Source organism: Streptomyces sp. NBC_01750 (genome assembly GCF_035918095.1).
Lineage (GTDB): Bacteria > Actinomycetota > Actinomycetes > Streptomycetales > Streptomycetaceae > Streptomyces.
In genome coordinates, this window is the sequence record NZ_CP109137.1 from 5,788,694 (window position 1) to 5,813,594 (window position 24,901).

20 protein-coding genes and 1 pseudogene are annotated in these 24,901 nt (G+C 68.8%); 11 read left to right on the top strand and 10 right to left on the bottom strand.

Annotated elements, in window-relative coordinates:
• The first annotated feature begins 72 nt into the window (after positions 1 to 72).
• From OG966_RS26415 to OG966_RS26440, 6 genes are all read left to right on the top strand, one after another.
• Positions 73 to 495, top strand: coding sequence for a VOC family protein (locus OG966_RS26415; protein WP_326652356.1), 423 nt, complete (start codon positions 73 to 75; stop codon positions 493 to 495).
• Positions 496 to 664: 169 nt separating this feature from the next.
• Positions 665 to 2,290 (top strand): peptide ABC transporter substrate-binding protein, encoded by a 1,626-nt coding sequence (locus OG966_RS26420; protein WP_326652357.1) that lies wholly within the window; start codon positions 665 to 667, stop codon positions 2,288 to 2,290.
• A 96-nt stretch (positions 2,291 to 2,386) separates the two neighbouring features.
• Positions 2,387 to 3,310 carry an ABC transporter permease gene (locus OG966_RS26425; protein ID WP_326652358.1) on the top strand — a complete coding sequence of 308 codons (924 nt, stop codon included), beginning with the start codon at positions 2,387 to 2,389 and terminating at the stop codon, positions 3,308 to 3,310.
• A complete protein-coding gene (locus tag OG966_RS26430; protein ID WP_326652359.1) occupies positions 3,303 to 4,283 on the top strand; it encodes an ABC transporter permease in 981 nt (326 codons plus the stop codon). The genes OG966_RS26425 and OG966_RS26430 overlap by 8 nt, the downstream gene beginning before the upstream one ends.
• A 10-nt stretch (positions 4,284 to 4,293) precedes the next feature.
• Complete coding sequence (locus OG966_RS26435) at positions 4,294 to 5,268, top strand: ABC transporter ATP-binding protein (protein ID WP_326652360.1); 975 nt, start codon at positions 4,294 to 4,296, stop codon at positions 5,266 to 5,268.
• On the top strand, positions 5,261 to 6,310 hold the full coding sequence (locus OG966_RS26440; RefSeq protein ID WP_326652361.1) for an ABC transporter ATP-binding protein: 1,050 nt from the start codon (positions 5,261 to 5,263) through the stop codon (positions 6,308 to 6,310). The genes OG966_RS26435 and OG966_RS26440 overlap by 8 nt, the downstream gene beginning before the upstream one ends.
• 60 nt (positions 6,311 to 6,370) lie before the next feature.
• Here OG966_RS26440 and OG966_RS26445 read toward each other — a convergent pair whose 3' ends face one another.
• From OG966_RS26445 to OG966_RS26465, 5 genes are all read right to left on the bottom strand, one after another.
• Positions 6,371 to 7,486, bottom strand: a complete 1,116-nt coding sequence (locus tag OG966_RS26445; protein ID WP_326652362.1) for an ABC transporter ATP-binding protein — start codon at positions 7,484 to 7,486, stop codon at positions 6,371 to 6,373.
• Positions 7,487 to 7,499: 13 nt separating this feature from the next.
• Positions 7,500 to 8,561 (bottom strand): ABC transporter ATP-binding protein, encoded by a 1,062-nt coding sequence (locus tag OG966_RS26450; protein ID WP_326652363.1) that lies wholly within the window; start codon positions 8,559 to 8,561, stop codon positions 7,500 to 7,502.
• A 14-nt stretch (positions 8,562 to 8,575) separates the two neighbouring features.
• Positions 8,576 to 9,553: an ABC transporter permease gene (locus OG966_RS26455; protein ID WP_326652364.1), complete on the bottom strand. Its 978-nt coding sequence runs from the start codon at positions 9,551 to 9,553 to the stop codon at positions 8,576 to 8,578.
• A gap of 81 nt (positions 9,554 to 9,634) precedes the next feature.
• Positions 9,635 to 11,425: an ABC transporter substrate-binding protein gene (locus tag OG966_RS26460; protein ID WP_326652365.1), complete on the bottom strand. Its 1,791-nt coding sequence runs from the start codon at positions 11,423 to 11,425 to the stop codon at positions 9,635 to 9,637.
• Positions 11,426 to 11,479: 54 nt separating this feature from the next.
• Positions 11,480 to 12,520, bottom strand: coding sequence for an ABC transporter permease (locus OG966_RS26465; protein WP_406731092.1), 1,041 nt, complete (start codon positions 12,518 to 12,520; stop codon positions 11,480 to 11,482).
• Between the two features lie 420 nt (positions 12,521 to 12,940).
• On the opposite strand from OG966_RS26465, the gene OG966_RS26470 reads away from it, so the two are divergent.
• Positions 12,941 to 14,011: a hypothetical protein gene (locus OG966_RS26470; RefSeq protein WP_326652366.1), complete on the top strand. Its 1,071-nt coding sequence runs from the start codon at positions 12,941 to 12,943 to the stop codon at positions 14,009 to 14,011.
• A gap of 26 nt (positions 14,012 to 14,037) precedes the next feature.
• Here OG966_RS26470 and OG966_RS26475 read toward each other — a convergent pair whose 3' ends face one another.
• Positions 14,038 to 16,191 carry a S9 family peptidase gene (locus OG966_RS26475; protein ID WP_326652367.1) on the bottom strand — a complete coding sequence of 718 codons (2,154 nt, stop codon included), beginning with the start codon at positions 16,189 to 16,191 and terminating at the stop codon, positions 14,038 to 14,040.
• A 157-nt stretch (positions 16,192 to 16,348) separates the two neighbouring features.
• On the opposite strand from OG966_RS26475, the gene OG966_RS26480 reads away from it, so the two are divergent.
• The 4 genes from OG966_RS26480 (at position 16,349) to OG966_RS26495 (ending at position 20,490) form a co-directional block, all read left to right on the top strand.
• The gene (locus OG966_RS26480; RefSeq protein ID WP_142213873.1) at positions 16,349 to 16,543 is read left to right on the top strand and encodes a hypothetical protein; all 195 of its coding nucleotides are present in this window, start codon (positions 16,349 to 16,351) and stop codon (positions 16,541 to 16,543) included.
• A 29-nt stretch (positions 16,544 to 16,572) separates the two neighbouring features.
• Positions 16,573 to 17,460 (top strand): N-acetyl-1-D-myo-inositol-2-amino-2-deoxy-alpha-D-glucopyranoside deacetylase, encoded by an 888-nt coding sequence (gene mshB, locus OG966_RS26485; RefSeq protein ID WP_326652368.1) that lies wholly within the window; start codon positions 16,573 to 16,575, stop codon positions 17,458 to 17,460.
• The gene (locus tag OG966_RS26490; protein ID WP_326652369.1) at positions 17,457 to 17,879 is read left to right on the top strand and encodes a DUF6113 family protein; all 423 of its coding nucleotides are present in this window, start codon (positions 17,457 to 17,459) and stop codon (positions 17,877 to 17,879) included. The genes mshB and OG966_RS26490 overlap by 4 nt, the downstream gene beginning before the upstream one ends.
• Before the next feature lie 313 nt (positions 17,880 to 18,192).
• Entirely contained in the window at positions 18,193 to 20,490 is a 2,298-nt protein-coding gene (locus tag OG966_RS26495) for a hypothetical protein (protein WP_326652370.1), read from the top strand.
• Between the two features lie 196 nt (positions 20,491 to 20,686).
• Here OG966_RS26495 and OG966_RS26505 read toward each other — a convergent pair.
• From OG966_RS26505 to OG966_RS26520, 4 genes and pseudogenes are all read right to left on the bottom strand, one after another.
• Positions 20,687 to 23,324: pseudogene (locus OG966_RS26505) on the bottom strand (DUF6531 domain-containing protein); the annotation flags it as partial.
• A gap of 90 nt (positions 23,325 to 23,414) precedes the next feature.
• Positions 23,415 to 23,597 (bottom strand): hypothetical protein, encoded by a 183-nt coding sequence (locus tag OG966_RS26510; RefSeq protein ID WP_326652373.1) that lies wholly within the window; start codon positions 23,595 to 23,597, stop codon positions 23,415 to 23,417.
• An 88-nt stretch (positions 23,598 to 23,685) separates the two neighbouring features.
• A complete protein-coding gene (locus tag OG966_RS26515; protein ID WP_326655382.1) occupies positions 23,686 to 24,051 on the bottom strand; it encodes a DoxX family protein in 366 nt (121 codons plus the stop codon).
• On the bottom strand, positions 24,048 to 24,899 hold the full coding sequence (locus OG966_RS26520; RefSeq protein WP_326652374.1) for a transglutaminase-like domain-containing protein: 852 nt from the start codon (positions 24,897 to 24,899) through the stop codon (positions 24,048 to 24,050). Before OG966_RS26520 ends, OG966_RS26515 begins: the two co-directional genes overlap by 4 nt.
• Positions 24,900 to 24,901 lie beyond the last annotated feature (2 nt).

A 24,901-nucleotide genomic window follows, 5' to 3' on the forward strand; every position in this document is an offset into this window, starting at 1 on the left:
CGGCCACGACAGGGACAGGCATGCCCGGCTCGCCGCCGGACTCACCCCGGCTCCGGCCAGGAGCGCTGGCGCGTGAGGCGGCCGGTCAGCGGGACGCTGCACCACATCGAGATCTGGGTCCCCGACCTCGAGCGGTCTCTCACTTCCTTCGGATGGCTACTGGGCGCGCTCGGCTACACGCCGTTCCAGAACTGGGACGCCGGACGCAGCTGGCGCCTGGGGCCGACCTATCTGGTCCTGGAGCAGTCTCCGGCGATGACGGCGGCCGGCCGCTACGACCGCTGCCGGCCGGGACTCAACCATCTCGCCTTCCACATCGAGTCACGGGCCGCGGTCGACGCCCTTGTCACCGACTCGCGTCGGCACGGCTGGCGCCTGCTCTTCGGCGACCGGCATCCCTACGCCGGAGGCGCGGGGCACTACGCCGCCTATCTGGAGAACGAGGACGGCTTCGAGGTCGAACTTGTCGCCCTCGACCCGGCGCAGGGGGAGTGACGCCGGGCCGGGACGTGTGCCGCCTTGCAGGGCAGGTCGAACGCCCCGGCTCGCGCTGTTCATACATCTGAGGGTTCTCTCATGCGCACGGGCGAGGAGAATATGCGGTCTGCGTTGAAATGGGGTGATATTTGGGCCTGAGCAAGTCTGAGGACACAGGAGGCACTCCATGCGTGGAGTCACGCACGCCAAATGGGCCGTATGCGCGATGGCTGCCGGCCTCGCGGCGACGGCGTGCGGCGGCGGCGACAGTGGCGCCGGTGGTGCCGATGGAATCGTGAGCTCCTCCTGGGGTGACCCGCAGAACCCGCTGGAGCCCTCGAACACCAACGAGGTCCAGGGCGGCAAGGTCCTCGACATGCTCTTCCGCGGTCTCAAGAGATACGACTCGAAGACCGGCGAGGCCAAGGACATGCTCGCCGAGAAGATCGACACCACGGACTCGGTCAACTTCACCGTCACCGTGAAAGACGGCTGGACCTTCAGCAACGGTGAGAAGGTCACCGCCAAGTCCTTCGTGGACGCCTGGAACTACGGCGCCAACCTGAAGAACAACCAGAAGAACGCCTACTTCTTCGGCTACATCGACGGCTACGCACAGGTCCACCCGGACAAGGGCACGCCCACCGCAAAGACGCTCTCGGGTCTCAAGGTCGTCAACGACAAGACCTTCACGGTCAAGCTCTCCCAGAAGTTCTCCACCTGGCCCGACACCCTCGGCTACGCCGCCTTCTCCCCGCTGCCCCAGGCGTTTTTCGACAACCACGACGCATGGCTGTCCAAGCCCATCGGCAACGGTCCGTACACCGTCGAGTCGTACGCCAAGGGCTCGAAGCTGGCCATGCGCAGATGGGACGGCTATCCGGGCTCCGACAAGGCGCAGAACGGCGGCGTCGACCTGAATGTGTACACGGACAACAACACCGCCTACACGGACCTGACCGCAGGCAACCTCGATCTTGTCGACGATGTGCCGGCCTCGCAGCTCAAGAATGTGCAGGCGGACCTCGGCGGCAGGTACATCAACACCCCCGCCGGGATCATCCAGACCCTTGCCTTCCCGTACTACGACGAGGCCTGGAACACGCCGGACGCCGTGAAGGTCCGCCAGGGCCTGTCCAGGGCGATCAACCGTCGGCAGATCACCGACACGATCTTCCAGAAGACGCGTACGCCCGCCAAGGACTGGACCTCGCCGGTGCTCGGCGTGGACGGCGGCTTCAGCGACACCCTGTGCGGTGACGCCTGCGAGTACAACGCCGCAGAGGCGAAGAAGATGATCACGGAGGGCGGCGGTATCCCCGGCGGCCAGGTGAAGATCTCGTACAACGCGGACAGCGGCTCGCACAAGGAGTGGATCGACGCCGTCTGCAACAGCATCAACAACGCGCTGGGCAACGACACGGCGTGCGTCGGCAACCCGGTCGGTACCTTCGCCGACTTCCGCAACCAGATCGGGCAGCACAAGATGCCCGGTCCGTTCCGGGCCGGCTGGCAGATGGACTACCCGCTGATCCAGAACTTCCTGCAGCCGCTCTACTACACCAACGCCTCGTCCAACGACGGCCTGTGGACCAACGCGGAGTTCGACAAGCTCGTCGACGAGGCCAACGCCGAGACCGATTCGAAGAAGGCCGTGGAGACTTTCCAGAAGGCCGAGGAAGTCGTACGGGACCAGATGGCGGCCATCCCGCTCTGGTACCAGAACGGCAGCGCCGGCTACTCGGACCGTGTCACGAACGTCGCACTGAACCCCTTCAGCGTCCCGGTCTACAACGAGATCAAGGTCAAGTGACGGCGGAAGCATCCGGCCCGGCGCGACCGACCGCGCCGGGCCGGCAGCTACACCGAGCCTCCCCGCATTCCGCGCCCACGAACCCCGGAGGCCTTCATGGGACGTTATGTGATCCGACGTCTGCTGCAGATGATCCCGGTCTTCTTCGGCGCCACGCTGCTGATCTTCCTCATGGTGAACGTGATGGGCGACCCCATCGCGGGTCTCTGCGGCGACCGGCAGTGCGACCCGGCGACGGCTGCCCAGCTGCGCAAGGAGTTCGGCCTCGACAAGCCGGTGTGGCAGCAGTACCTGACGTACATGGGCAGTGTCTTCACCGGCGACTTCGGCACCGCCTTCAACGGACAGCAGGTCACGGAGCTGATGGGCGAGGCCTTCCCGGTCACCATCCGGCTCACCGTCGTCGCGATCGTCTTCGAGATGCTGATCGGCATCACGCTCGGTGTGATCACGGGCCTGAAGCGCGGCCGCCCCGTCGACACCGGCGTGCTGCTGCTCACCCTGGTCGTGATCTCGGTCCCGACCTTCGTCACCGGTCTCATCCTCCAACTGCTGCTGGGTGTCGAGTGGGGCATCATCAAGCCCGCCGTTTCACCGGAGGCGCCGGTCAACGAGCTGATCGTCCCCGGCCTTGTGCTCGCCTCGGTCTCGCTCGCCTATGTCACCCGGCTGACCCGGACCTCGATCGCCGAGAACGCCCGCTCCGACTACGTCCGCACCGCGAAGGCGAAGGGCCTGCCCAGACGCCGGGTGATCGGCCGTCATCTGCTGCGCAACTCACTGATCCCGGTGGTCACCTTCATCGGCACCGATATCGGCGCGCTGATGGGCGGTGCGATCGTCACCGAGCGCATCTTCAACATCCATGGCGTCGGCTACCAGCTCTACCAGGGCATCCTGCGCCAGAACACCCAGACCGTCGTGGGCTTCGTGACCGTGCTCGTCATCGTCTTCCTGGTGGCGAATCTGCTGGTCGACCTTCTGTACGCCGTTCTCGACCCGAGGATCCGGTATGCCTGAGCCTCAGTACGACAACGGGGGAGCCATCGCCTCCACCGGCGCCGGCGGTGCGATGGACCTCGCGACCACCGAGGGAGCGACCCTCGAGAAGACCCCCGGCGGTCCGCTGGGCACAGGTCCTGCCGAGAAGCCCCGCAGCCTCTGGTCCGACGCCTGGCGCGATCTGCGTCGCAACCCCGTCTTCATCGTCTCGGGCCTGATCATCCTCTTCCTGGTCGTCATCGCGATCTGGCCCCAGTCGATCGCCACCCAGAATCCGCTCCAGTGCGACCTCGCCAAGGCCCAGCAGGGCTCCCAGCCCGGCCATCCGTTCGGCTTCAACGGGCAGGGCTGCGACGTCTATACGCGTACGGTCTACGGCGCGCGGACCTCGGTCACCGTCGGCGTCTGCGCCACTCTCGGTGTGGCGCTGCTCGGTTCCGTCCTCGGCGGTCTGGCGGGCTTCTTCGGCGGGGCGTCGGACGCGGCCCTCTCCCGGATCACCGATATCTTCTTCGGCATCCCCGTCGTCCTCGGCGGTCTGGTCCTGCTGTCCGTCGTCACCAGCACCACGGTCTGGCCCGTCATCGGCTTCATGGTGCTGCTGGGCTGGCCGCAGCTCTCCCGTATCGCACGCGGCTCGGTCATCACCGCCAAACAGAACGACTACGTCCAGGCGGCCCGGGCGCTCGGTGCCTCCCACTCCCGGATTCTGCTGAGGCACATCACCCCCAACGCCGTCGCGCCGGTGATCGTCGTGGCGACCATCGCGCTCGGTACGTACATCTCCCTGGAGGCGACACTCTCCTACCTCGGTGTGGGGCTGAAGCCGCCGACCGTGTCCTGGGGCATCGACATCTCCTCCGCGTCCCCGTACATCCGCAACGCCCCGCACATGCTCCTCTGGCCGGCCGGCGCGCTGGCGGTCACGGTGCTCGCGTTCATCATGCTCGGCGACGCGGTGCGCGACGCCCTCGACCCCAAGCTGCGCTGAGGAGGCCGCCATGTTGCTCGAAGTGCGCGACCTGCACGTGGAGTTCCGTACGCGGGACGGCGTGGCCAAGGCCGTCAACGGCGTCAACTACACGGTGGACGAAGGCGAAACGCTCGCAGTACTGGGCGAGTCCGGGTCCGGGAAGTCCGTCACCGCGCAGGCGATCATGGGAATCCTGGACACACCACCGGGGAAGATCGCCGGCGGCGAGGTCCTCTTCCGGGGACAGGATCTGCTGCGGCTCAAGGAGGAGGAGCGGCGGAAGATCCGTGGGGCCGGGATGGCCATGATCTTCCAGGACGCTCTCTCGTCCTTGAACCCGGTGCTGAGCGTCGGCGACCAGCTCGGCGAAATGTTCACCGTCCACCGCAAGATGTCGCGCAAGGACGCTCGGGCCAAGGCCGTCGAGCTGATGGAGCGGGTGGGCATCCCGGGGGCGAAGGAGCGGGTCGGGCAGTATCCGCACCAGTTCAGCGGCGGTATGCGCCAGCGCATCATGATCGCCATGGCGCTGTCCCTGGAGCCGGACCTGATCATCGCGGACGAGCCGACGACCGCGCTGGACGTCACTGTCCAGGCCCAGGTGATGGATCTGCTGGCCAGTCTCCAGACCGAGCTGAACATGGGGCTCATCCTGATCACCCACGACCTGGGCGTGGTCGCCGACGTCGCCGACAGGATCGCGGTGATGTACGCGGGCCGGATCGTCGAGACGGCTCCCGTGCACGACATCTACAAGGCCCCGGCCCATCCGTACACCAAGGGCCTGCTGGAGTCGATCCCGCGCCTGGACCAGAAGGGCCGGGAGCTGTACGCGATCAAGGGCCTGCCGCCGAACCTGATGAAGATCCCGCCGGGCTGCGCCTTCAACCCGCGCTGTCCGATGGCGCAGGACGTGTGCCGGACCGATGTCCCGCCTCTGTACCAGGTGTCAGAGGACCGCAGGAGTGCCTGCCACTTCTGGGAGGAGACGCTCAATGGCTGAGGCGATCCTGGAGGTCCGCGGTCTGGTCAAGCACTATCCGCTCACCCGGGGCATCCTCTTCAAGAAGCAGGTCGGCGCGGTCAGGGCGGTGGACGGCGTCGATCTCGACCTGGTCGCGGGCGAGACTCTCGGCATCGTGGGGGAGTCGGGCTGCGGCAAGTCGACGCTCGCCAGGATGCTGGTGCACCTGGAGGTGCCCACGGCCGGTGAGATCCGGTACAAGGGTGACGACATCACCAAGCTGTCCGGGCGCGCGCTGAAGGCGGTCCGCCGCAACATCCAGATGGTCTTCCAGGACCCGTACACCTCGCTCAATCCGCGGATGACGGTCGGCGACATCATCGGTGAGCCGTACGAGATCCATCCCGAGGTGGCGCCCAAGGGCGACCGGCGCCGCAAGGTCCAGGACCTCCTCGATGTCGTCGGTCTCAACCCCGAGTACATCAACCGCTATCCGCACCAGTTCAGCGGCGGCCAGCGGCAGCGCATCGGCATCGCGCGCGGTCTGGCTCTTCAGCCGGAGGTCATCGTGGCCGACGAGCCGGTCTCCGCGCTGGACGTCTCCGTGCAGGCGCAGGTCATCAATCTGCTGGACAAGCTGCAGAGTGAATTCAGCCTGAGCTACGTCTTCATCGCGCACGACCTGTCGATCGTCCGGCACATCGCGGACCGGGTGGGCGTGATGTATCTGGGGCGGATCGTGGAGATCGGCAAGGACGCGGAGATCTACGACCATCCGACGCATCCGTACACCCAGGCGCTGCTGTCGGCGGTTCCGGTGCCGGACCCGGAGGCGCGCGAGCACCGGGAGCGGATCATTCTGCGCGGTGATGTGCCGTCGCCGGCGAACATCCCGTCCGGCTGCCGCTTCCGTACGCGGTGTTGGAAGGCGCAGGAGCGGTGCGAGCTGGAGGTGCCCATGCTGGCGGTGCCGGCGGAGTTCCGGCTGGCGAGCGGGCCGGCGCATCATCCGTCGGCGTGCCACTTCGCGGAGGAGAAGCGCGTGGTGCCGGCGGAAGAGGAGCCGGACGGCGGTGAGTGACCCGCCCCCCTGCAACTCCGCTCCGCCGGACCCGCTCCCGAACGTCGGAGGGGCCGAATCTCAGCCCGTGTCCGCCTCCAGGTCCCGCAGCGCCGGGTCCAGGATCACGTCCTCCTCCCGCACCCGCGTCGGCTCCTCCGGGAAGTGGCACGCCGTCAGGTGACCCTCGTGGTTCCCCCCGATCCGCACCAGTGGCGGTACCTCGGTCGCGCACTTCGACTGCGCCTTCCAGCAGCGCGTACGGAAACGGCAGCCCGACGGCGGATCGATCGGCGACGGCACGTCGCCCGCCAGGCGGATGCGTTCCTGCGCCCGCGCGTCCGCCTCGTCGCTGAGCGCCGCCTCCGGGACGGCGGAGAGCAGTGCGTGGGTGTACGGATGCCGGGGCCGGTGGTAGATCGAATCGCGGTGGCCGACCTCCACCACCTTGCCGAGGTACATCACCGCCACCCGTTGCGAGAAGTGCCGTACGACCGCCAGGTCGTGGGCGATGAAGAGGAAGGCGATGCCCAGCTCCCGCTGGAGTTCCTGCAGCAGATTGACGACCTGCGCCTGGATGGAGACATCGAGCGCCGATACGGGTTCGTCCGCGACGATCAGCTTCGGCTCCAGCGCCAGGGCCCTTGCCACGCCGATGCGTTGGCGCTGGCCGCCGGAGAACTCGTGCGGGAAGCGGTTGTAGTGCTCGGGGCTCAGGCCGACGATCTCCAGCAGCTCGCGGACCCGCCTCTCGCGCCCGCCCCTGGGCCGTACGTTGTTGATTTCCATGGGTCCGGAAATGATCTTTCCGACGGTCTGCCGCGGGTTCAGTGACGAGTACGGATCCTGGAAGATCATCTGGATCTCGGGGCGTATCGGCGCCAGCTGCTTGCGGTCGGCCCGGCCGATGTCCTGGCCACGGTAGGTGATCTTCCCGGCGGTCGGTTCCAGGAGACGGGTCAGCAGCCGGCCCGTCGTCGACTTGCCGCAGCCCGACTCGCCGACGAGCCCGAAGCTCTCGCCCGCGTGCAGCGTGAGATCGATGCCGTCGACCGCCTGAACCGCGCCGATCCGCCGTTTGAACGGAAAACCGCCCATGATCGGGAAGTGCTTCGTCAGCCCTTCCGCAGTCATCAGGACCTCGCCGTCGGCGACAGCCCGGTCACGGGGGGCGGGGATGGTGGCTCTGTGCGCCATGTCGAGTCTCTCCCTACCCCAGCCGGGGCCTGATCTGCTCGATGAAGACGGTTTGCTTCTGCTCGGCCGTGAGGTGGCAGGCGGAGCCCCGCCCCTCGGGCAGCTCCGGCCGTACGTCCTCGCAGGCCGTGCCGCCGACCGTGGAGGGGAAACCGCAGCGTGGATGGAACGGGCAGCCCGAAGGCGGCGAGAGCAGACTCGGCGGGGCTCCCGGGATGGGGGTCAGTGGTTCCGAGACGTCCGACCCGAGGCGTGGCATCGACCCCAGCAGGCCCCAGGTGTACGGGTGCTGGGGATCCCGCAGAATCTCGCGCACCGAACCGCGCTCCACCGCCCGGCCCGCGTACATCACCAGCAGGTCGTCGGCGACATTGGCGACCACGCCCAGATCATGGGTGATCAGGATGATCGCCGAGCCGAACTCCTGCTGGAGGTCGCGCAGCAGGTCCAGGATCTGCGCCTGCACGGTGACGTCCAGGGCGGTCGTCGGCTCGTCCGCGATCAGCAGCTCCGGATTGCACACCAGCGACATCGCGATCATCGCGCGCTGCCGCATGCCGCCGCTGAACTGGTGCGGGTAGTCGTGCGCCCGCAGCTTCGGCTGCGGAATACCGACCTTCTCGAGCATCCGAACCGCCCGCGCCCACGCCTCCCGCCTGGATGCCCCGGCGTGCTTGCGGTACGGCTCGGAGATCTGCCGGCCGATCGTGTAGTACGGCGAGAGCGCGGTCAGCGAGTCCTGGAAGATCATCGCTGCCTTGTTGCCGCGCAGCCGCTCCAGCGTCCGCTCCCCGGCCCCGGTCATCTCCTGGCCGTCCAGCAGGATCTCGCCCCGGGTCTCGGTGAACCTGGGATCGTGCAGGCCGAGGATGGAGAGATTCGTGACGGACTTCCCGGAGCCGGACTCGCCGACGATGCCGAGCGTCCTGCCGCGCTCCAGATCGAAGGAGATCCCGTCGACCGCCTTCACCGTTCCGTCCTCGGTGGAGAAGTGGACGTACAGATCGCGTACGGAGAGAAAGGGGCCGTCGGCGGCAGGCCGGGGCGGCTGATCGGTCTTGGTCAGGGTGGTCATGTGGCTCAGGACTCCTAGGCCAGCCGCACGCGCGGATCGAGCAGGGCGTAGACGGCGTCCACGACGATGTTGAAGAAGACGATGGCCGCGGCGCTGATCAGCATCACGCCCATCAGCATGGGCAGATCGGTGAGCTGCACGGACTGCACCGCAAGGCGTCCGATGCCGTGCAGGGTGAACGTGACCTCGGTGATCATCGCGCCGCCGAGCAGTGAGCCGAGGTCCATGCCGAAGATGGTCAGGACCGGGGCGACCGCGCCTCGCATGGCGTACCGGAAGAAGACGGTCCGGCGGGCGAGACCCTTGGCGCGGGCCGCCCGGACATGCTCCTCCTGGAGCTGCTCGGCCATCAACGACCGTGCGAGACGGCTGTAGTTGGCGATGAAGATCATCGAGAGGACGAGCCACGGCAGCATCATCCCGGCGAACCACCCCGCCGGATCCTCGGTGATCGGAACGTATTCGGGCTGGTCCAGCCAGCCGAGGTCGGAGACGAACAGCGCGAGGCAGAGCACGCCGACGAAATAGATCTGCAGTGACGAGCCGAGCAGCGACAGCGAGCTGAGGAGCTTGTCGACCCAGGTGCCACGGCGCGCGGCGGCCAGCAGGCCGATGCCGACTCCGACGAGGAGGAAGACGGCCGCGCCGCCGAAGGCGAGCGAGAGCGTGGTCGGGAAGCGGTCGAGGATCGTGCCCCACACCGATTCCTGATTGACGAACGAGTAGCCGAAGCACGGTGCGTCACAGTGCCCGACGGTGAAGTCACGGCCCGCGAAGATCCCCACCATGAAGTCCCAGTACTGCACCGGGACCGGCTTGTCGAGGCCGAGGTTGCTGTTGATGAGCGCGAGAGCGGCCGGATCGCAGTTCTTCCCGCAGGCCAGCCGGGCGGGCTCGGCGGGCAGCGCGAAGAACAGGAAGAAGGTGACCGCGCTGATCACCAGAAGGATGACGAGAGCGCCGAGCGAGCGGCGGACGAGGAATCTCAGCATGGCTTCGCGGGCTTCCGGGAGAGGACCGGAGGAGGCTCCCCGCCCGGTCGGGGGCGGGGAGCCGATCCGGTGCGCCGGTGACTACTTGACGTACACGGCGGTCGGGTCCACGGTGCCGTACGGCTCGTGGAACTTCACGCCGCCGACGCCCGAACCCCAGAGCGTGAACAGCCGGTTGTAGAAGATCGGCACCTGCGGCACCTCGTCGGTCAGGATCTTCTGGCTGATCCTGACCCACTCGCTGCCGGCCCGGTCGATGTCGCCGATCTTCTCCGCCCTGGCGATATCACCATTGACGGCGGGGGAGTTGAGGTGCGAGTAGTTCGCCGAGTCGTCGTAGATGTTCTTGCCGTCGTAGAGCGGCGGCACGACCGTCGACGCGGACGGCCAGTCGGCGCCCCACGAGGAGCGGTAGGCGTCGTACTGGTTCTTCACCTTGCCGATCTGCGTGTAGTACGTCGAGGAGTCGAGCTCCTTCTTCTCCACCTTGAAGCCGGCCCTCTCCAGCGCCCGTTCCACGACCACCGCGGAATTCTGGGCCGGGCCGGTGTTGGCGTAGGCATAGACGATCGTCCTGCCCTCCGCGCCCGCCTCCTTCAGCAGCGCCTTGGCCTTCTCGGGGTTGCCCGCCGGGTACTTCTTCTTCTCGAACGGGTCGGCCGGCCGGTAGCCCTTGAGGGTCGGGCCGACCAGAGAGCCCGCGACCTCGCCGGCCTTGACGCCGCCGTACTGCTGCAGCACCTGACCCGAGGGCCAGGCCCAGGCCAGCGCCTCGCGGACCCGCTTGTCCTTGATCCGGTCCATGTTGAAGCTGACCACGTCGACGTACGGCTGGGTCTTCGTGAGCGACCTCGCCATCGCGTCCTTGTTCTTCAGGACCGTCGCGATCAGCGAGGGGTCGACCGCGTTGGTGAAGGTCATGCCGGTCTTGTCGGCGCCCTGTTCGGCGACGAGCCGGCGGGTGGAGTCCACCCACTGGTGGCCGAAGGTGACCGCGAACCTGTCGGCGTACTGGTGGCGTACGGCGTCCGACTTCGGGTCCCAGTTGGTGTTCCTGATGAACTCGATGCTCTTGTCCGGCTTGAAGTTCCGAATCTTGTACGGACCCGAGGAGACCGGCGCCTTGTCGTACTTCTCCTTGGTGTCCTTGGCCGCCGGGACCGCGGTGATGTTCGGCATGGCGACCGCGAACGGCACCTCGGCGCGTGGCTGGGCGAAGTGGAACACGATGGTCTTGTCGTCCGGCGTCGCCAGCACGCTGTCCGGCAGATGCCTGCCCTTGTACGGGCCGTCCGGCAGCGCCTTGCGGAAGGTCTGACCGGCTCCGGAGAGCCACTGCTGCAGATACGTCGGCCCGCTCACCTGGTACTTGGCGTACAGCCGCTCGACGCCGTGCCGCACGTCCTTCGAGGTGATCGGCGTACCGTCCTCGAACTTCAGCCCGTCCTTCAGGGTGTACGTCCAGGTCTTGCCGCCGTCGGAGGACTTGCCGGTGTCCCTGGCGAGGTCGCCGACCAGCGTCACCTTGCCGGTCCTGTCGTCGATCTTGTACGTGGTGAGCGTGCGGTTGAACAGCGTCTGCATGATCAGCTCGTCGCTGACATAGATCTGGCCGGGGTCCAGATGCTCGAAGGCATCACGCTGCAGCACGGTGACCGTGCCGCCCGGCTTGGCCCCCGGCAGGTCCGGGGCGGGTCCGGTGGAGTCCTGGGCGGTGCCGATGGTGACGGACCGCTGCGTGAGTTCGGGTTCCTTGGACTGTTTGTCCTTGCTGTCGCCTCCGCCGCCGCTGCTGCACGCGGACAGCACAAGCGCGCCGGCGGCAACCGCGACGGCCGGAATCCGCACTCTTCGCTGAATGGTGGATGTCATGGTCTCCACTCACCTGCCTCGTCGGAGGGAACACTCAGTGCCTTGCGGCGTGCGTCAACGCTTGGTCTTCGGGTCGATGGCGTCCCGGACCGAGTCCCCGAGCAGGTTGAAGGCGACCACGAAGATCACCATGGCGATGCCCGGAAAGAACATGTACGTGATGTCGCCCTCGTAGAAGTCGGCCCCCTTGGCGAACATCCGGCCCCAGTCGGGCGTCGGCTCCACCAGACCCACCCCGAGGAAGGAGAGGCCGGCCTCGAGGGTCACGAAGTTGGGCAGCATCAGCGTGGACTGCACCAGGATCGGTGTCGTCACATTCGGCAGCAGCTCCCGGCGGATGATGCGCCACGGCGGAGCGCCGGTGACCTTGGCGGCCTCGATGAACTCCCTCTCGCGCAGGCTCAGTACCGAGGATCTCAGCAGCCGCGCCAGCGTCATCCAGCCCAGCAGCCACAGGACGAGCACCAGCGCCGTGACCCGGAAGTACGTCGGGGTCTCCTTCTGCGGGCTCACGAAGAGCGCGGTGACCACTGGCATGAAGGCGACGAAGAAGAGCTGCTGCGGGAAGGAGAGCAGCAGATCGATGAAGCGGCCGAGGAAGTAGTCGGTACGGCCGCCCAGGTAACCTGCCGTCACCCCGACGAGAATTCCCGTGATGGTGGAGAGAATGGTGGCCGCCAGGCCGATCAGGAGCGAGGTCCTGATTCCGTACACCAACTGCATCAGAACGTCGCGGCCCAGTCTCGGCTCGACTCCGAACCAGAATTCCCCGTCGATGCCGCCGTTCGGTTTCATCGGATAGCCGGTGACCGGATCGAGCAGTTCCGGATGATCGAGGCCGTAGGTGGTGTACGGATCCTTTCCGTACAGCCAGCCGATCACCGGAGCGAGCGCCGCCACGAGGAAGAAGAACAGCACGATGTACGCGGCAAGTAAGCCCGTACGATCGCGTGTGAAGCGCCGCCATGCCAGCTGGCCCGGGGACCGGCCGACAAGCGTCCGCTCCTCCTTGCTCGCAGCGACAGGGAGCGGCCCGGTCTCGGCGGTCGGGCCGGCCTCCGGGCCGGTCGACCCGGCACGGGATGGAATCGTCACGTCACTTCTCGCCCCCGCAACTCATGACTCTCGGTTCATGACTTACGCACCGGCCGCGGACGTCGGTAAACGCCGCTGTTTGAGCGGACTGTGGCAATCGTGGTCTGTGCCGGTCAAGAGTCTCGCGGCGCAAGCTGTGTTGTCCATGCGCTTCTTGAGCGAAGATTCTGCAGATCGATCTGCCCACGTGCTTGACAGGCCTTTCGGGCGAGCGACATAGCTCTATAAATGCCCATCAATTTCGTTAACACGTAGGCAACTTGACTGTCGCAACTCCGATATACGAACGCGTCAGGCTGAACAGCGTACGGCCGTGCGGGTGCCGTAGACCGGCCGGGGCTCGCCATGTAGCCCCGGCCGGTCGCCCGCGCGCTGCGCGAGCCCTTGTTCAAGGGTGTACGGCGATGCAGGATCGCCCTTGTGACTCTCACGCGGGCAGCCCGGATCACCGGAGCGGTGCTGTGCGCCGCGCTCGCGCTCATCGTGGCTGCCTGGATCGTCCGGGATCTCACCACGGCCGCCGATCCGCTCGATCTCTGGCGGCACTGGACCGGCAGCCGCCGCAGCGCTGCCCCCGCCCCACTGACGACCACGCTCCAGGACCCGCTGCTGTTGGCGGTGTACGTCACCGTGGCCATCGCCGCCCCGCGCTCGCCCGTCGCGGCCGCGGCCCTGGTGGCAGCCGGAGTGATCACGCTCGCCGTACGGCTGCCGGGGCTGTGGGTGCTCAGCTCCTCCTGGATGGATGTGCTGTCCACCCATCAACTGCGCACCCGTGCCATGTACTGCGTCTTCGCCGCGCTCGGGCTCGGCATCGGACTGATCATCACGGCCGCCGCAGGCCGACGCGCGCCCGGCGCGGCCCACGACTCTTACGCCACCCATGACACGTACGCCCATGAGCGGACGCCGACCCGGCCCACCCGGGGTGTCTCGGTGCTCGCCCTTCTGCTGCTGGGCGCATCGGCGGGTGTGCTGGTGGCCTGGGAGATCGACACGGCCACCGGATACGCGGGTACGCGCTACCTCGACCGGTTCACCGGCAGCGAGACCGTCCGGCTGCCGTTGCTCGGGGTTCCGCCGGGCTGGCTGACCGCGGTGATGGTGGTGCTCGCCCTGGTGGCGGCGGCCGGTGCGCTGTTCCACGCCGTCTTCTCCCGGCCGCTGGGGCTGGTCGTCGCGGTGTTCCTGGTGGGTATGGGTGGGACCGGGCTCGACTTCGCCGTACGGAACCGTCTCTTCTCCCGGCTCGGCGATCTGCCGGTCCGCGAGCAACTCCTCTTGGGGACCTGGCTGTTCGAGCTGGCGGCCGGTGCGGTGCTGCTGCTCGCGCTCGCCCGACGGGGCGAGAGGGGCCCGGCGGGCGGCGGTGCCCCGGACCGGCAGCAGCCGCGGTCCGCCTACGGCCGTCCGCAGAGCGGCTACGGCCCGCCGCAGGCCGGCGGCGGATTCGGCCCGCCGCCGCCCTCCTCTCCGCCGCCGGGCTGGTAGCCCCCCGAGGCTCCCCGCCCCGCTGCTCAGTCGCCGGGCGGCCTGAACGGCAGCCCCAACGACCGCTTGAGGAAGTCCACTTGGAGCAGCAGCAGATTCTCCGCGATCTGCTCCTGCGGCGTCATGTGGGTCACTCCGGTCAGCGGCAGCACCTCATGCGGACGGCCCGCAGCGAGCAGCGCGGAGGAGAGCCGCAGGCTGTGCGCCATCACCACATTGTCGTCCGCCAGACCGTGGATGATCATCAAGGGGCGTGGCGGGTTCTCCGGGGCCGTCAACCCGTCTTCCGTGACGAGTGAGTTGGCCGCGTACACCTCGGGCCTCGTCGCCGGATCGCCCAGATAGCGCTCGGTGTAGTGGGTGTCGTACAGCCGGAAATCGGTCACCGGCGCACCCGCGACCGCCGCATGGAAGACATCCGGACGGCGCAGCACCGCGAGGGCGGCCAGATAGCCGCCGTACGACCAGCCGCGGATCGCCACCCGGCCGAGATCCAGCGGGAAGGTCCCGGCGAGCGAGTGCAGCGCCTCGATCTGGTCGTCGAGAGTGAGCGGGAAGTTGTCCTTGACGGCCTTCTCCCAGCCCGGGGAGCGGCCCGGAGCGCCCCGGCCGTCCGCGACGATCACCGCGAATCCCTGGTCGGCGAACCACTGGGAGGTGAGATACGGATTCTGTGCCGCGTACACCCGCTGACCGTGCGGTCCCCCGTACGGGTCCAGCAGAACCGGAAGCGGCCCGTCCGAGTCGTTGTAGCCGGAGGGCAGCAGTACGGCACACGGAATCCGGTGCGCGCCCCCCTCGCAGAGCCGCACCCGGGCCTTCAGCACCGGCTGCTCCGCGTACGACGCGACGACCGCGACCGGCTTCCCGTCCCGCAGCACCTGCACGGACGCGCCACTCACCTCGGTACGGGACGAAGCCAGTACCGTCACCCTGCCGGAGCGCACCGCCGAGTGCACTCCCGCACCGTCCGAGATCCGCTCGATCCCCAGCTCATTGACCCGGTACACATGGATCTCGCCGGTCTCCGGCTCCGCGGCCTCCTCGCCCGCCGCCGCCGACACCAGGACGTCGCTCTCGCCGATGTCCAGCACCGCCCGCAGCTGCAACTGCGCTCCGGTCAGCGCCCGGTCGCCCACCGCGAGCACCCGTGCCCCGCCCTCGTCCGCGATCCGCACCAGACGCCCGTCCGGCGCCCAGGCGGGCACTCCGGGGAAGAGCTCGAGCCACACCGGATCCTCGTCGACATGCACCGTCCGGGTCTCGCCCGACGCCGTGTCCACGGCCAGATACAGCTGGGTCCGCTGGTCCCGGGACTGGACGAGCAGCAGCGGAGCGCCCGCGGACGACCAGTGCACCCGTGCCAGATACGGATAGCGGGCCCGGTCCCAGCTCACCTCCGTACGCTCTCCGTCCAGGGTGAGCAGGAACAGCCGCACCTCGGCGTTGGGCGTCCCCGCCGCCGGATACGCCACCCGCTCCGGTTCCCGGTCCGGATGCGCGGGATCGGAGATCCACCAGCGCTGTACGTCCCGCTCGTCGACCCGGGCGACCAGCAGCCGGTCCGACTCGGGCGCCCACCAGAAGCCGCGCGAGCGGTCCATCTCCTCGGCCGCGATGAACTCCGCGAGACCGTACGCGCTCTGCTCGTCCTCCGGCTCGGCCAGCGCCCGGTCGCCTTCCCCCTCCGCACCGGTCACCCGCAGCGCGCCGCCCGCCACATAGGCGACATGGCGGCCGTCGGGAGACGGCCGGGGGTCGATCACCGGCCCAGGCACCCGCAGTTCGCGCGTGGTCCCGGCCCGCAGTTCGGCCGTGTACAGCCGCCCCGACAGCGCGAACGCCGCCAACTCGGCCGCCTGGTCCACCGCGTAGCCGACGATGCCGGCCGACCCCTCCCGGCTGCGCTCGCGCCGGGCCCGCTCGTTCGCCGACAGCTTCTCCGCGGCACCGCCGAGCAGCGCGTCCGGATCGGCGGCCAGGCGTTCCTGGGCCTGGCGTCCGCGCGCGTCGAATTCCAGCACCCAGAGCCGGCCCGTCCGGTCGGTCCCGGAGGCCGAACGGAGGAACACCACCCGGGAGCCGTCCGGGGACACGGTGAAGGCGCGCGGTGCGCCCAGCGTGAAGCGCTGGGTCCTGGCGTACTGACGCGGGAAGGAGAGCTGCTGCCTCGAGGTCATGCGACCGAACCTAGCGTTCGTGCGCCCCCATGTGCTGCCGTGCACCGATCGATGCGTTGGTACGGATAGTTATGATCCGTAGCGCAAGGTGGGTATGAACCCCCCCGGCACATGCAACCTGCCCGTCCCTACCGAATATCTGTGGAGGTGAACCGCCGTGGCACTCTCGATTTCGGCGGTGGTGCTGCTGGCGATCGTCGTCTTCCTGCTGGTCCGGAAGTCCGGGCTGAAGGGTGGGCATGCGGCGGTCTGCGTGTTGCTCGGGTTCTATCTCGCAAGCTCGTCCATTGCTCCCACCATCAACGAACTCACGACAAACGTGGCCGGAATGATCGGCGGCATCAAGTTCTAGCGAAGGTCAGGCCTCGTAGGCTGTCCGGTATGAAGGATCTTCCCGCCCGTCGTCTGCTCCTGGTGCACGCGCATCCGGACGACGAGTCGATCAACAACGGCGCGACGATGGCTCTGTACGCGGCCGCCGGCGCCCAGGTCACCCTGGTGACCTGCACACTCGGTGAGGAGGGCGAGGTCATCCCGCCCGACCTCGCCCATCTCGCGCCCGACCGGGAGGACCGGCTGGGCGTTCATCGCGTCGGCGAACTCGCCGCCGCGATGAAGGAGCTGGGCGTCACCGACCACCGCTTCCTCGCGGGTCCCGGCCGGTTCCGGGACTCCGGGATGATGGGCGTGGAGCAGAACCACCGCGAGGGCGCGTTCTGGAACACCGATGTGGACGAGGCGGCCCCGTATCTCGTCGAGGTGATTCGTTCCGCGCGTCCGCAGGTGCTCGTGACGTACGACCCGCACGGCGGCTACGGGCATCCCGACCACATCCAGGCGCACCGGGTCGCGATGCGCTCCGCCGAGCTGGCCGCCGATCCCGCCTTCCGGCGCGACCTCGGCGAGGCGCACACCATCGCCAAGATCTACTGGAACCGGGTGCCGCGCTCGGTGGCGGAGGAGGGCTTCGCCCGCCTCCGCGCCGCCGGTGCGGACTTCCCGGGCATCGCGGCCCTCGACGACATTCCGGGTGTTGTGGACGACTCCGAGATCACCACCGAAATCGACGCCACGGCGTACGCGGAACAGAAGGCGGCGGCGATGCGCGCCCATGCCACCCAAATCGCCGTGGACGGCCCCTTCTTCGCACTCTCCAACGACCTGGGGCAGCCGATCTTCGCGACCGAGTACTACCAGTTGGTGCGGGGCGAGTCCGGCGCACCGGCCGGAGCGCGCGAACACGATCTCTTCGCGGGGGTGCCGGCATGAGCGGATCCACGGGCGGACAGCACGTACCGGGGGCCTGGCTCTCCCGGTCGCCGAAGCCGGGCCGGATCGCCGCCTACTTCGGACTCGCCGTTCTCGGTGCGCTCATCGGCGTCGCCGGTTCACTTGTCCAAGGGGCCTGGTTCCCCGGCGGGTTGGTGCTCGCCCTGCTTGCCACGGCAGGTCTGTTCTACGGTTCGCTGCGGGCCACCGGGACGCAGCTCGGCGTGCTGGCGCCGGCCGTGGGCTGGCTGCTCGCGATCGTGCTGCTCAGCATCGGACGCCCGGAGGGCGACGGGCTGTTCTCCGCGGGGATCGGACCGCTCGTCTTCATGCTGGGCGGAATGGCGTTGGCTGTGATGTGCGCCACGATGTCGCGGCCCCCGCACCCGGGTGGCGGGCCCGGCCGACTCGGCAAGTAGGGCCCGGGCGGAGCAACTCTTCCCGGGTTGTGTGGCTTTCCGGGGTGTGCGAGGTCAAGGTGCCGGAGACCGCGCTCACCTCGGGCGGGACCCCCGCCATGCAGTCCTGGCGGCAGGCCCCTATGGTGGGTCGCCCCAAGGGGTGGGAAGCCACTGAACTGACCATGCCCGTACGGTCGGCGGAAATGTCGCTTTCCACAGTCCCGGGGTGTCTGTCGGCAGCGGCCAGTATGGTGGTGCGCGCCGCCGAGCCGCCCGCAGCAGTAGCTATCCAGTAAGAAACGGGCGGCGGAGCCAACCGGGAGAACCTGCTTTGAGTCGTGAAACTGACAGTTCGTCCTCCGGCCCCCAGGGGCGCGGTGGAGCCGCGTACCCCTCGGGGACACCGCCGTACGGATCCCGCCAGTATCCGTCGCTGCATCCTCCGCAGGGCGCTCCGGACGAGGCCGCCGACGTGGCTCCCGAGCCGCAGCCTGACGAGCCCAGGACCGAGACCACGCTGACGACGCGTATCCGGATCAACATCCCGGGTTCGCGGCCGATCCCGCCGGTCGTGATGCGTACGCCGATGAGCGACGTGGACGCCGCCTCGGCCAGACAGGACAGCGAGCGCACGGGCAGCACACGGCGGCCCGACGCGCCGGAGCAGCCTGCCGCGCCTGCGGCGGAGCCGGCGGCCGAGGAGAAGGCGCCGACCAGCGACTGGTTCGCACCGCGCAAGTCGAGTCCGGCTTCGGGTACGAGTCCGGCTTCGGGTACGAATCCGGCTTCGGGCACGAATGGGGCGGGTCTGGCGGCCTCGGCCGGACAGCAGTCCGCTCCTGCCGCGCCCACGGGGCCGGGCGCCGGCGCGAACGGCGGCGGTCCCGGTGCCGGTCTCCCGTACTTCTCGGACGGCCGGCAGGACGGTCCCGGTCAGAGCCGTCCCGGTGTGAACATTCCCGGCCAGGGCGGACCGGCGAACAGCGGTCCCGGCAACGGCGGGCCCGGAGCGCCGCGCGGTGGCGGCTCGCTCAGCGACCTCGCCGCGAACGCGGACGGCCCTGCCTCCGGCGCGAACGGCTTCGCTCCCGGGGGCAGCATGCCTCCGCTGGGTGTACGTCCGCCCGGCGCGTCCCTCGGCCCCACCGGGCCGACGACGGGACCGGTCACCGGCAGCATGCCGCTCGGCCGGCCCCCCGGCGGTCCGGGAGCCGGCGTTCCCGGCGCGGGCGTTGCCGGTGCGGGCGGCCAGCGTGGTCCGGGAGCCGGCGTTCCCGGCGTACCGGGTCCTGGCGGTCCCCCCGGTCCAGCTTTCGGCGGTCCCGGTCCCGGTGGCGCGCCCCGGATGTCCGACGACACCGCGGTGCTCACCCCTCAGCAGCCCGCCCCCGAGCCCGGTGGCAGCCATGTCTCCGGTGACACGCTGACCAGTGGCATCCCCGTGGTCCCACCGGAGCACCGCTCGCCCTTCCCGCCTCTCGGCGGCCCGCTCTCCGGCCCCGGCACCGGTCCGAACCCGCTGGCGCCCCACAGCTCCGGCCAGCAGGGCTTCGACGAGGGGGACTTCTCCGCACCGGAGTTCCCCGGTGGTCCCGGTGGTGGACCCGGCGGCCCCGCCGGTCCCGTGGTGCCCGCGCCCGCCGCCGCCAGGCCCGCTCCCAGCCCCAGGTCCGCGCCCGCCAAGAAGGGCCGCTCCAAGCTGGTGCTCGCCGGAGCCGGTGTGGTCGGCCTGCTCGCCGTCGCCTACGGCGCCGGCCTGCTGATCAATCACTCCGACGTACCCAAGAGCACCACGGTGCTCGGCGTCGACATCGGCGGCGGCACCAAGGAGCAGGCGGTCAGCAAGCTCGACGCCGCCCTCGGCAAGCGCGCTGCCGGGCCGCTCCAGCTCACGGTGGGCGGCAAGAAGGAGCAGCTCGCCCCGGACAAGGCCGGACTCTCCCTGGACAGCCAGGCCACCGTTCGCGCCGCCGCGGGCAGCGACTACAACCCGGTCTCGGTGATCGGTTCCCTCCTCGGCGCCGAGCGTGCCGCCGAACCGGTGATCCTGGTCGACGAGGAAAAGCTGGGCGTCGCGCTCACCGACCTGGCGGGCGTCTCCGGCTCGGCTTCCGAGGGCACGATCAAATTCGAGCCCGGCAAGGCCGTCGCCATACCCGGCAAGGCGGGTCAGACGCTGGACGTGGGCCGCTCGATGATCTCGGTCAAGGACGCCTACCGCGCCCAGGTCGAGACCGGCAGGCCGAACGTCGTCCAGCTGCCCGTCGCCACCCGCGAGCCGACCATCAAGAAGGCCGAGCTCGACCGGGCGATGAAGGACTTCGCAGAGCCCGCGATGTCCGGCCTGATCACCATCAAGGCGGGTGGCAAGCAGATCCAGTTCGGACCGGCGAAGTCGCTGCCCAAGATCCTTTCCATGAAGGCGATCGACGGCAAGCTCGTCGAGGTCTACGACAAGAAGGCGATCGACGACCTCCTCGACGGTGTCTTCGACGGCGTCATGATCACCAAGGGTGACGGCAAGAAGCACCAGCTCTCCGCGGACGACGTCGCCCAGGCCATGGGAACGGCGCTGCGCGGCAAGTCGCCGACCGAGCGCGTCAGCGAGATAGCGCTCGACCCGAGCTAGTTCTGTCACCGATCGCCGGACGGCTCACTCCGAGCCCGTCCGGCGGTCGATGACGAACAGACCGGGCGAACAGACCGGGTGAACCGGCGACCGGGCGAACAGACCGGGCGAACCGGCGACCGGGCGGCCACGGCGAACCAACGCGGTCTCCGCACCCGCGCTCAACCCCTGTTGTCACGGCCGCGTGCATGACATCTGTCATCCCCGAGTCACGACCGCCGACACTGACGGCCGGGCCGGCCTGGTCGTACGCGTAGCTCCATGTGAGGCCCTGGGGGTTGGTGACGCGCGACACGCGCAGCTCGGTGTCGTGGGCGAACTTGTGGCGCGCGCCGTCCGGTGTGGTGCGGGCGGAGACCAGATCGAAGTGGGTGTGCTCGAAGCGGGTTTCGCCACCCATCGCGTCCGTGTGGACAAGGCAGTTGCCCTCGCCGTCGTACGTCCAGGACTGCTGCGAGCCGTCCGGATCGGTGCGGCGGGCGAGCTTGCCCTCGACGGTCCACTCCAACTCGGTGACGCGGCCGCGCGGATCGGTGATCCGGACCGCGCGGCCGAACGCGTCGCGCGCGTAGCGGGTAACCGTGCCGAGCGGGCCGCGGATCGCCAGCGGGAGGCCGGCCGCGTCGCAACGCAGCCGGTCCAGGGCACCCAGGGAGTCGTCGACACCCGTGAGATGGCCGCGTGCGTCATGGGTAAGCCGGGTCGTCGTCCCGTTGGGGCGGGTGAAGAGGACCGGGTTGCCGCGCTCGTCGTACTCCTGACGCGACACGGCGCCGTCCGGTGACGGCGGTGAGCTGGTTCAGCTCGTTGTACTCGACCGTGGCCGAGGTGCCGTCCGGGTGCGCGACGTCGGTGAGATTGCCTCGTTCGTCGTAGGTGTACGCGGTGGTCCGGCCGAGCTGGTCGGTGCGGGACAGGAGGTGGTCGTACCGGTCCCAGGTCTGACGGGCCGTGTTGCCCAGCGGATCCGTCTCCGCCACGACCTGGAGGTGGTCATTGAGGTGGTAAACCTTCGTCGCGCCCGTCGAGTCCGTGTAGCGGGTGATCCGGTCGCCCGTCTCCTCGTGGACGTCGTACGCGAAGGTCGACGACAGGTAGCCGTCCGGGCCGATCGTGCGGATGACTCGCCCGACGGAGTCGTATACGTACTGGAAGGTCGAGTCATTGCGGTCGGTCCAGGACGTGATGCGGCTGTCGGGGTCGTACGTGAAGCGTAGGGGCAGGTCCGAGGAGTTGATGACCTCGGTGAGGTTGCCCAGGTCGTCGTAGCCGTACTGCATGACGGTGAGCGGGCCGTCGGGAGTGCGCAGGGCGAGTTCGCGTATTCGGGCGTCCCCGGAAGTCAGCGTGACCATGTAGCCGCCGGAGTGGGAGACGACGGTCGGGGTGCCGTCGCCCTGGCGGGCGAAAGTGATGCGGTTGAGGTTGCGGTCCTCGACTTCCGTGAGCCAGTACGCGGCGGACCCGTTGTACGGGCTGCCGGTGAAAGAGCGCGTCAGGCCGGTGTGAGCGTCGGTGACGCGGTATGTCGTCTCCGCGTTGTCCTGTTCGCCGTACGAGAGCGGAAGGCGAGGGCCCTCCAGGGGCATGACCGGCTCGGAGTCGTCGGGGTGCGGCAGACGCGGATAGATCAGGAGTGAGCCGTCCTCGCGCGCCCAGACCGCGCCTCCGCCGACCGGATCGAGTTCGATGCGCTCGTCGAGGGTCGAGGCCCAGCTGCGGCCGAACCACTGGCCGTAGCGGTACTCGGACAGATGTGTGCGGCGCAGGACGAGGGGGAGGACGCCCGGCAGTGACAAGTCCGTCTGCGGGAGCGTCATCTCGCCCGTCGCGACGTCGATCGGGTCGTTCTCGCACTTCTTCTTCTCGAGGGAGATGCCCTTGCGGCGGGGCTCGTCCTTGGCCTTGCGCAGGGAGTCCGGCTTCTTGCGCGACGAGGGGCCGTCACTCCTGCCGTTCTTACCGCCGTCCTTTCCGTCGCCCTTGCGCTGCTTGGCGAAGCGGGCGCCGATGTCGTCGTCGTTGTTCTTGTGGTCCTTGGAGATCTGCTTGACGGCCTTGGGCAGCGTCTTGCCGACATGGTTCCCCATGGTCTTGACGGCCTTCTCCAGGGCGTCCATGGCCTTGTCCGCGACCGGGTCGATGGCCTCGGCGATGCTGTCGCGGCCGCGCGTGCGGCCGTGATGGGACTTGGCCTTGGTGAGCTTGCCGGCGGTCTTGCCGTGGATGTTGACGCTGACGCCGTTGAGCTGGGTGGAGGCGTGGTCGTGCTCGCCGTGTTCGATATGGACGCCCTTGCCCTTGCCGCCTCCGCCGCCCGAGCCCCCGGCGGAGGCCAGGTGCATCGCCTCCTTGGAGCCCTGCACGCCTTCGTTGAAGCCGTCCTTGCCCGCCTGCTTGGCCTGGTCGAGGTCGACGCCTTCCTGCAACCCCAGTGCAGTGGCGCCGAGTTGGACGACGAGGTCGGCGGCGAGGCCTTCGAGGGCTGCGACGGCCGGTTCGGTCATCGCCTCGATGACATAGCCGACCGCCTCCTCCACGCACTCCTTGATCAGGCGCCTGACGACCTCCTGGGTCGCACGCATCGCCCCGGCGCCGATCAGCGCGGACAGACCGCCCGTGACCGGGATCAGGGAGATGGCGATCCCGGCCTCGCTCGCCAGGTAGCCGAGCTGGACCAGCGCGGCGCCTTTCATGACTTCGATCGCCCCGGCGGCGGTGTCCAGCGCGCCCGCGATCGTGCGCGCCGCCGAGGCGACGTCCTTGAGGTGCTTGTCCTTGACCTTTCCCCAGTGCTCGTTGAGGGCGTCCAAGGCCTCGACGGACCCGGAACACATAGGGGTCAGCCCGGCGCCCACGGGACCACCACGAACCCAGCCCATCTCGACAGTCCAGCAGCCCACTCCGGGCCGAGCTGGAACCGCCTACTCACGAATTAGGAGCCTCTGTACGTGGTTGTTGGCGAGCTGCCCGTCGTCCTCCAGGTCCTCGGCGAACTCCCGCAAGGAGTCCGCCATATCGCGGTACGCGTCCTCATCGACGTTCGGCCACGAGACGCCGATCAGATCCAGCAGAGTGTCGGCCCAGTCCGGCACGGTCACAGCCACGGCTTGAAGTCCCCCCGTTTGAGACGCCGTTCGCAGAATGCATGTGCGAATACGGTCTCATGCGGCCGCGTAAATGATCAATGCGGATTCACGTCACAACAGACTGAGCGTCAGAGTTGCAACGGCCGGCGCCAGGGACGGGGTAGTGCAGCCCGAACGTGTAGTCCCGCACCCGCAAATGAGTCACGACCGCGCAGACGGAGATGAGCACGAGGCCGACTGCCGCCGCCGTGTCGAGTGACGGGAGCCAGAAGCCGATGAGTAGGCCGAGTGCGGCCGCGGCCTTTGGGACGCCGAGCGCGGGCGTCCACGAACGGGGGCGCCCGGCATCCTGAGAGTCGCGACGGCGCGCGAGTGTGACACCGGGACGCTCAGGCCGCCCGGGACACGCGGGACGCCCGGGACAGACGGGACGCGCGGGATATACCGAACGATCAGGGTGTCCGGGACTCAGTTCAGCATCGCCCGCGCTGCCCGCGCCTTCCCCTTGATCGTGTCCGCCGCGGTCTGGTCCACCGCCGCCACCACATCCGCGTACGCATCCAGCTCCGCCGCCCCCGTCAGGAACTCCCCGCGCTGTACGAGCAGTTGAGCCCGCTCGTAGCGCAGTCGCGCCGGATGCGAGGGCAGCAGGAGGGACAGCTCGACCGCCCACAGTGCGACGTCCGAGCGTTCCGGGCGGGTCGCGGCCCAGGCACGGATGTTGTTCAGGATGCGCACGACCACGTCGACCGGGTCCGCCGGCAACAGCATCGAAGGGTCCATGGGTGCTCCCGTAGCGCCCGCCACCAGCAGTTCCGCGTCCGGGCCCGTCAGCACACGGCCGCCCGCGAAGGGGTCCGCGAGCACCTGCTTTTCCGGGTCGCCGAAGCCCACGACGAAGTGGCCCGGCAGGGCCACCCCGTACACCGGCGCGCCCGCCCGGCGGGCGACCTCGATCCAGACCACCGAGAGGAGGATCGGCAGGCCCCTGCGGCGGCGCAGTACCTCGTGCAGCAGTGAGGACTCCAGGCGCTGGTAGTCGGCGGGCGAGCCGCCGAAATCACAGCGCCCGCCCAGGAGCTCGGCCAGCGCCGTGGCCCACGCGTGCGGATCGGTCAGGCCGAAGGGGAGCAGTCCGGCGAGCCGGTCCAGTTCGATCTGGGCCGCGTCCAGAACGGCCTCGTCCACGGAGGGGTCGGCCTCCGCGCCGACCAGCAGGCACATCAACGCGAGGTCCGCGCGCTCCGCGCGGGCCTCCTCGGCGAACTGCTGACGCCAGTCGGGCCGGCCGGCGGGCCTGCCGGCGGATTCGTCGTGCATAC

Excerpts from the sequence above, each read along its gene's own strand:
- OG966_RS26420 (WP_326652357.1), top strand. The coding sequence starts at position 665 with ATGCGTGGAGTCACGCACGCCAAATGGGCCGTATGCGCGATGGCTGCC.
- OG966_RS26425 (WP_326652358.1), top strand. The coding sequence starts at position 2,387 with ATGGGACGTTATGTGATCCGACGTCTGCTGCAGATGATCCCGGTCTTC.
- OG966_RS26430 (WP_326652359.1), top strand. The coding sequence starts at position 3,303 with ATGCCTGAGCCTCAGTACGACAACGGGGGAGCCATCGCCTCCACCGGC.
- OG966_RS26435 (WP_326652360.1), top strand. The coding sequence starts at position 4,294 with ATGTTGCTCGAAGTGCGCGACCTGCACGTGGAGTTCCGTACGCGGGAC.
- OG966_RS26440 (WP_326652361.1), top strand. The coding sequence starts at position 5,261 with ATGGCTGAGGCGATCCTGGAGGTCCGCGGTCTGGTCAAGCACTATCCG.
- OG966_RS26445 (WP_326652362.1), bottom strand. The coding sequence starts at position 7,486 with ATGGCGCACAGAGCCACCATCCCCGCCCCCCGTGACCGGGCTGTCGCC.
- OG966_RS26450 (WP_326652363.1), bottom strand. The coding sequence starts at position 8,561 with ATGACCACCCTGACCAAGACCGATCAGCCGCCCCGGCCTGCCGCCGAC.
- OG966_RS26455 (WP_326652364.1), bottom strand. The coding sequence starts at position 9,553 with ATGCTGAGATTCCTCGTCCGCCGCTCGCTCGGCGCTCTCGTCATCCTT.
- OG966_RS26460 (WP_326652365.1), bottom strand. The coding sequence starts at position 11,425 with ATGACATCCACCATTCAGCGAAGAGTGCGGATTCCGGCCGTCGCGGTT.
- OG966_RS26475 (WP_326652367.1), bottom strand. The coding sequence starts at position 16,191 with ATGACCTCGAGGCAGCAGCTCTCCTTCCCGCGTCAGTACGCCAGGACC.
- mshB (WP_326652368.1), top strand. The coding sequence starts at position 16,573 with ATGAAGGATCTTCCCGCCCGTCGTCTGCTCCTGGTGCACGCGCATCCG.
- OG966_RS26490 (WP_326652369.1), top strand. The coding sequence starts at position 17,457 with ATGAGCGGATCCACGGGCGGACAGCACGTACCGGGGGCCTGGCTCTCC.
- OG966_RS26520 (WP_326652374.1), bottom strand. The coding sequence starts at position 24,899 with ATGCACGACGAATCCGCCGGCAGGCCCGCCGGCCGGCCCGACTGGCGT.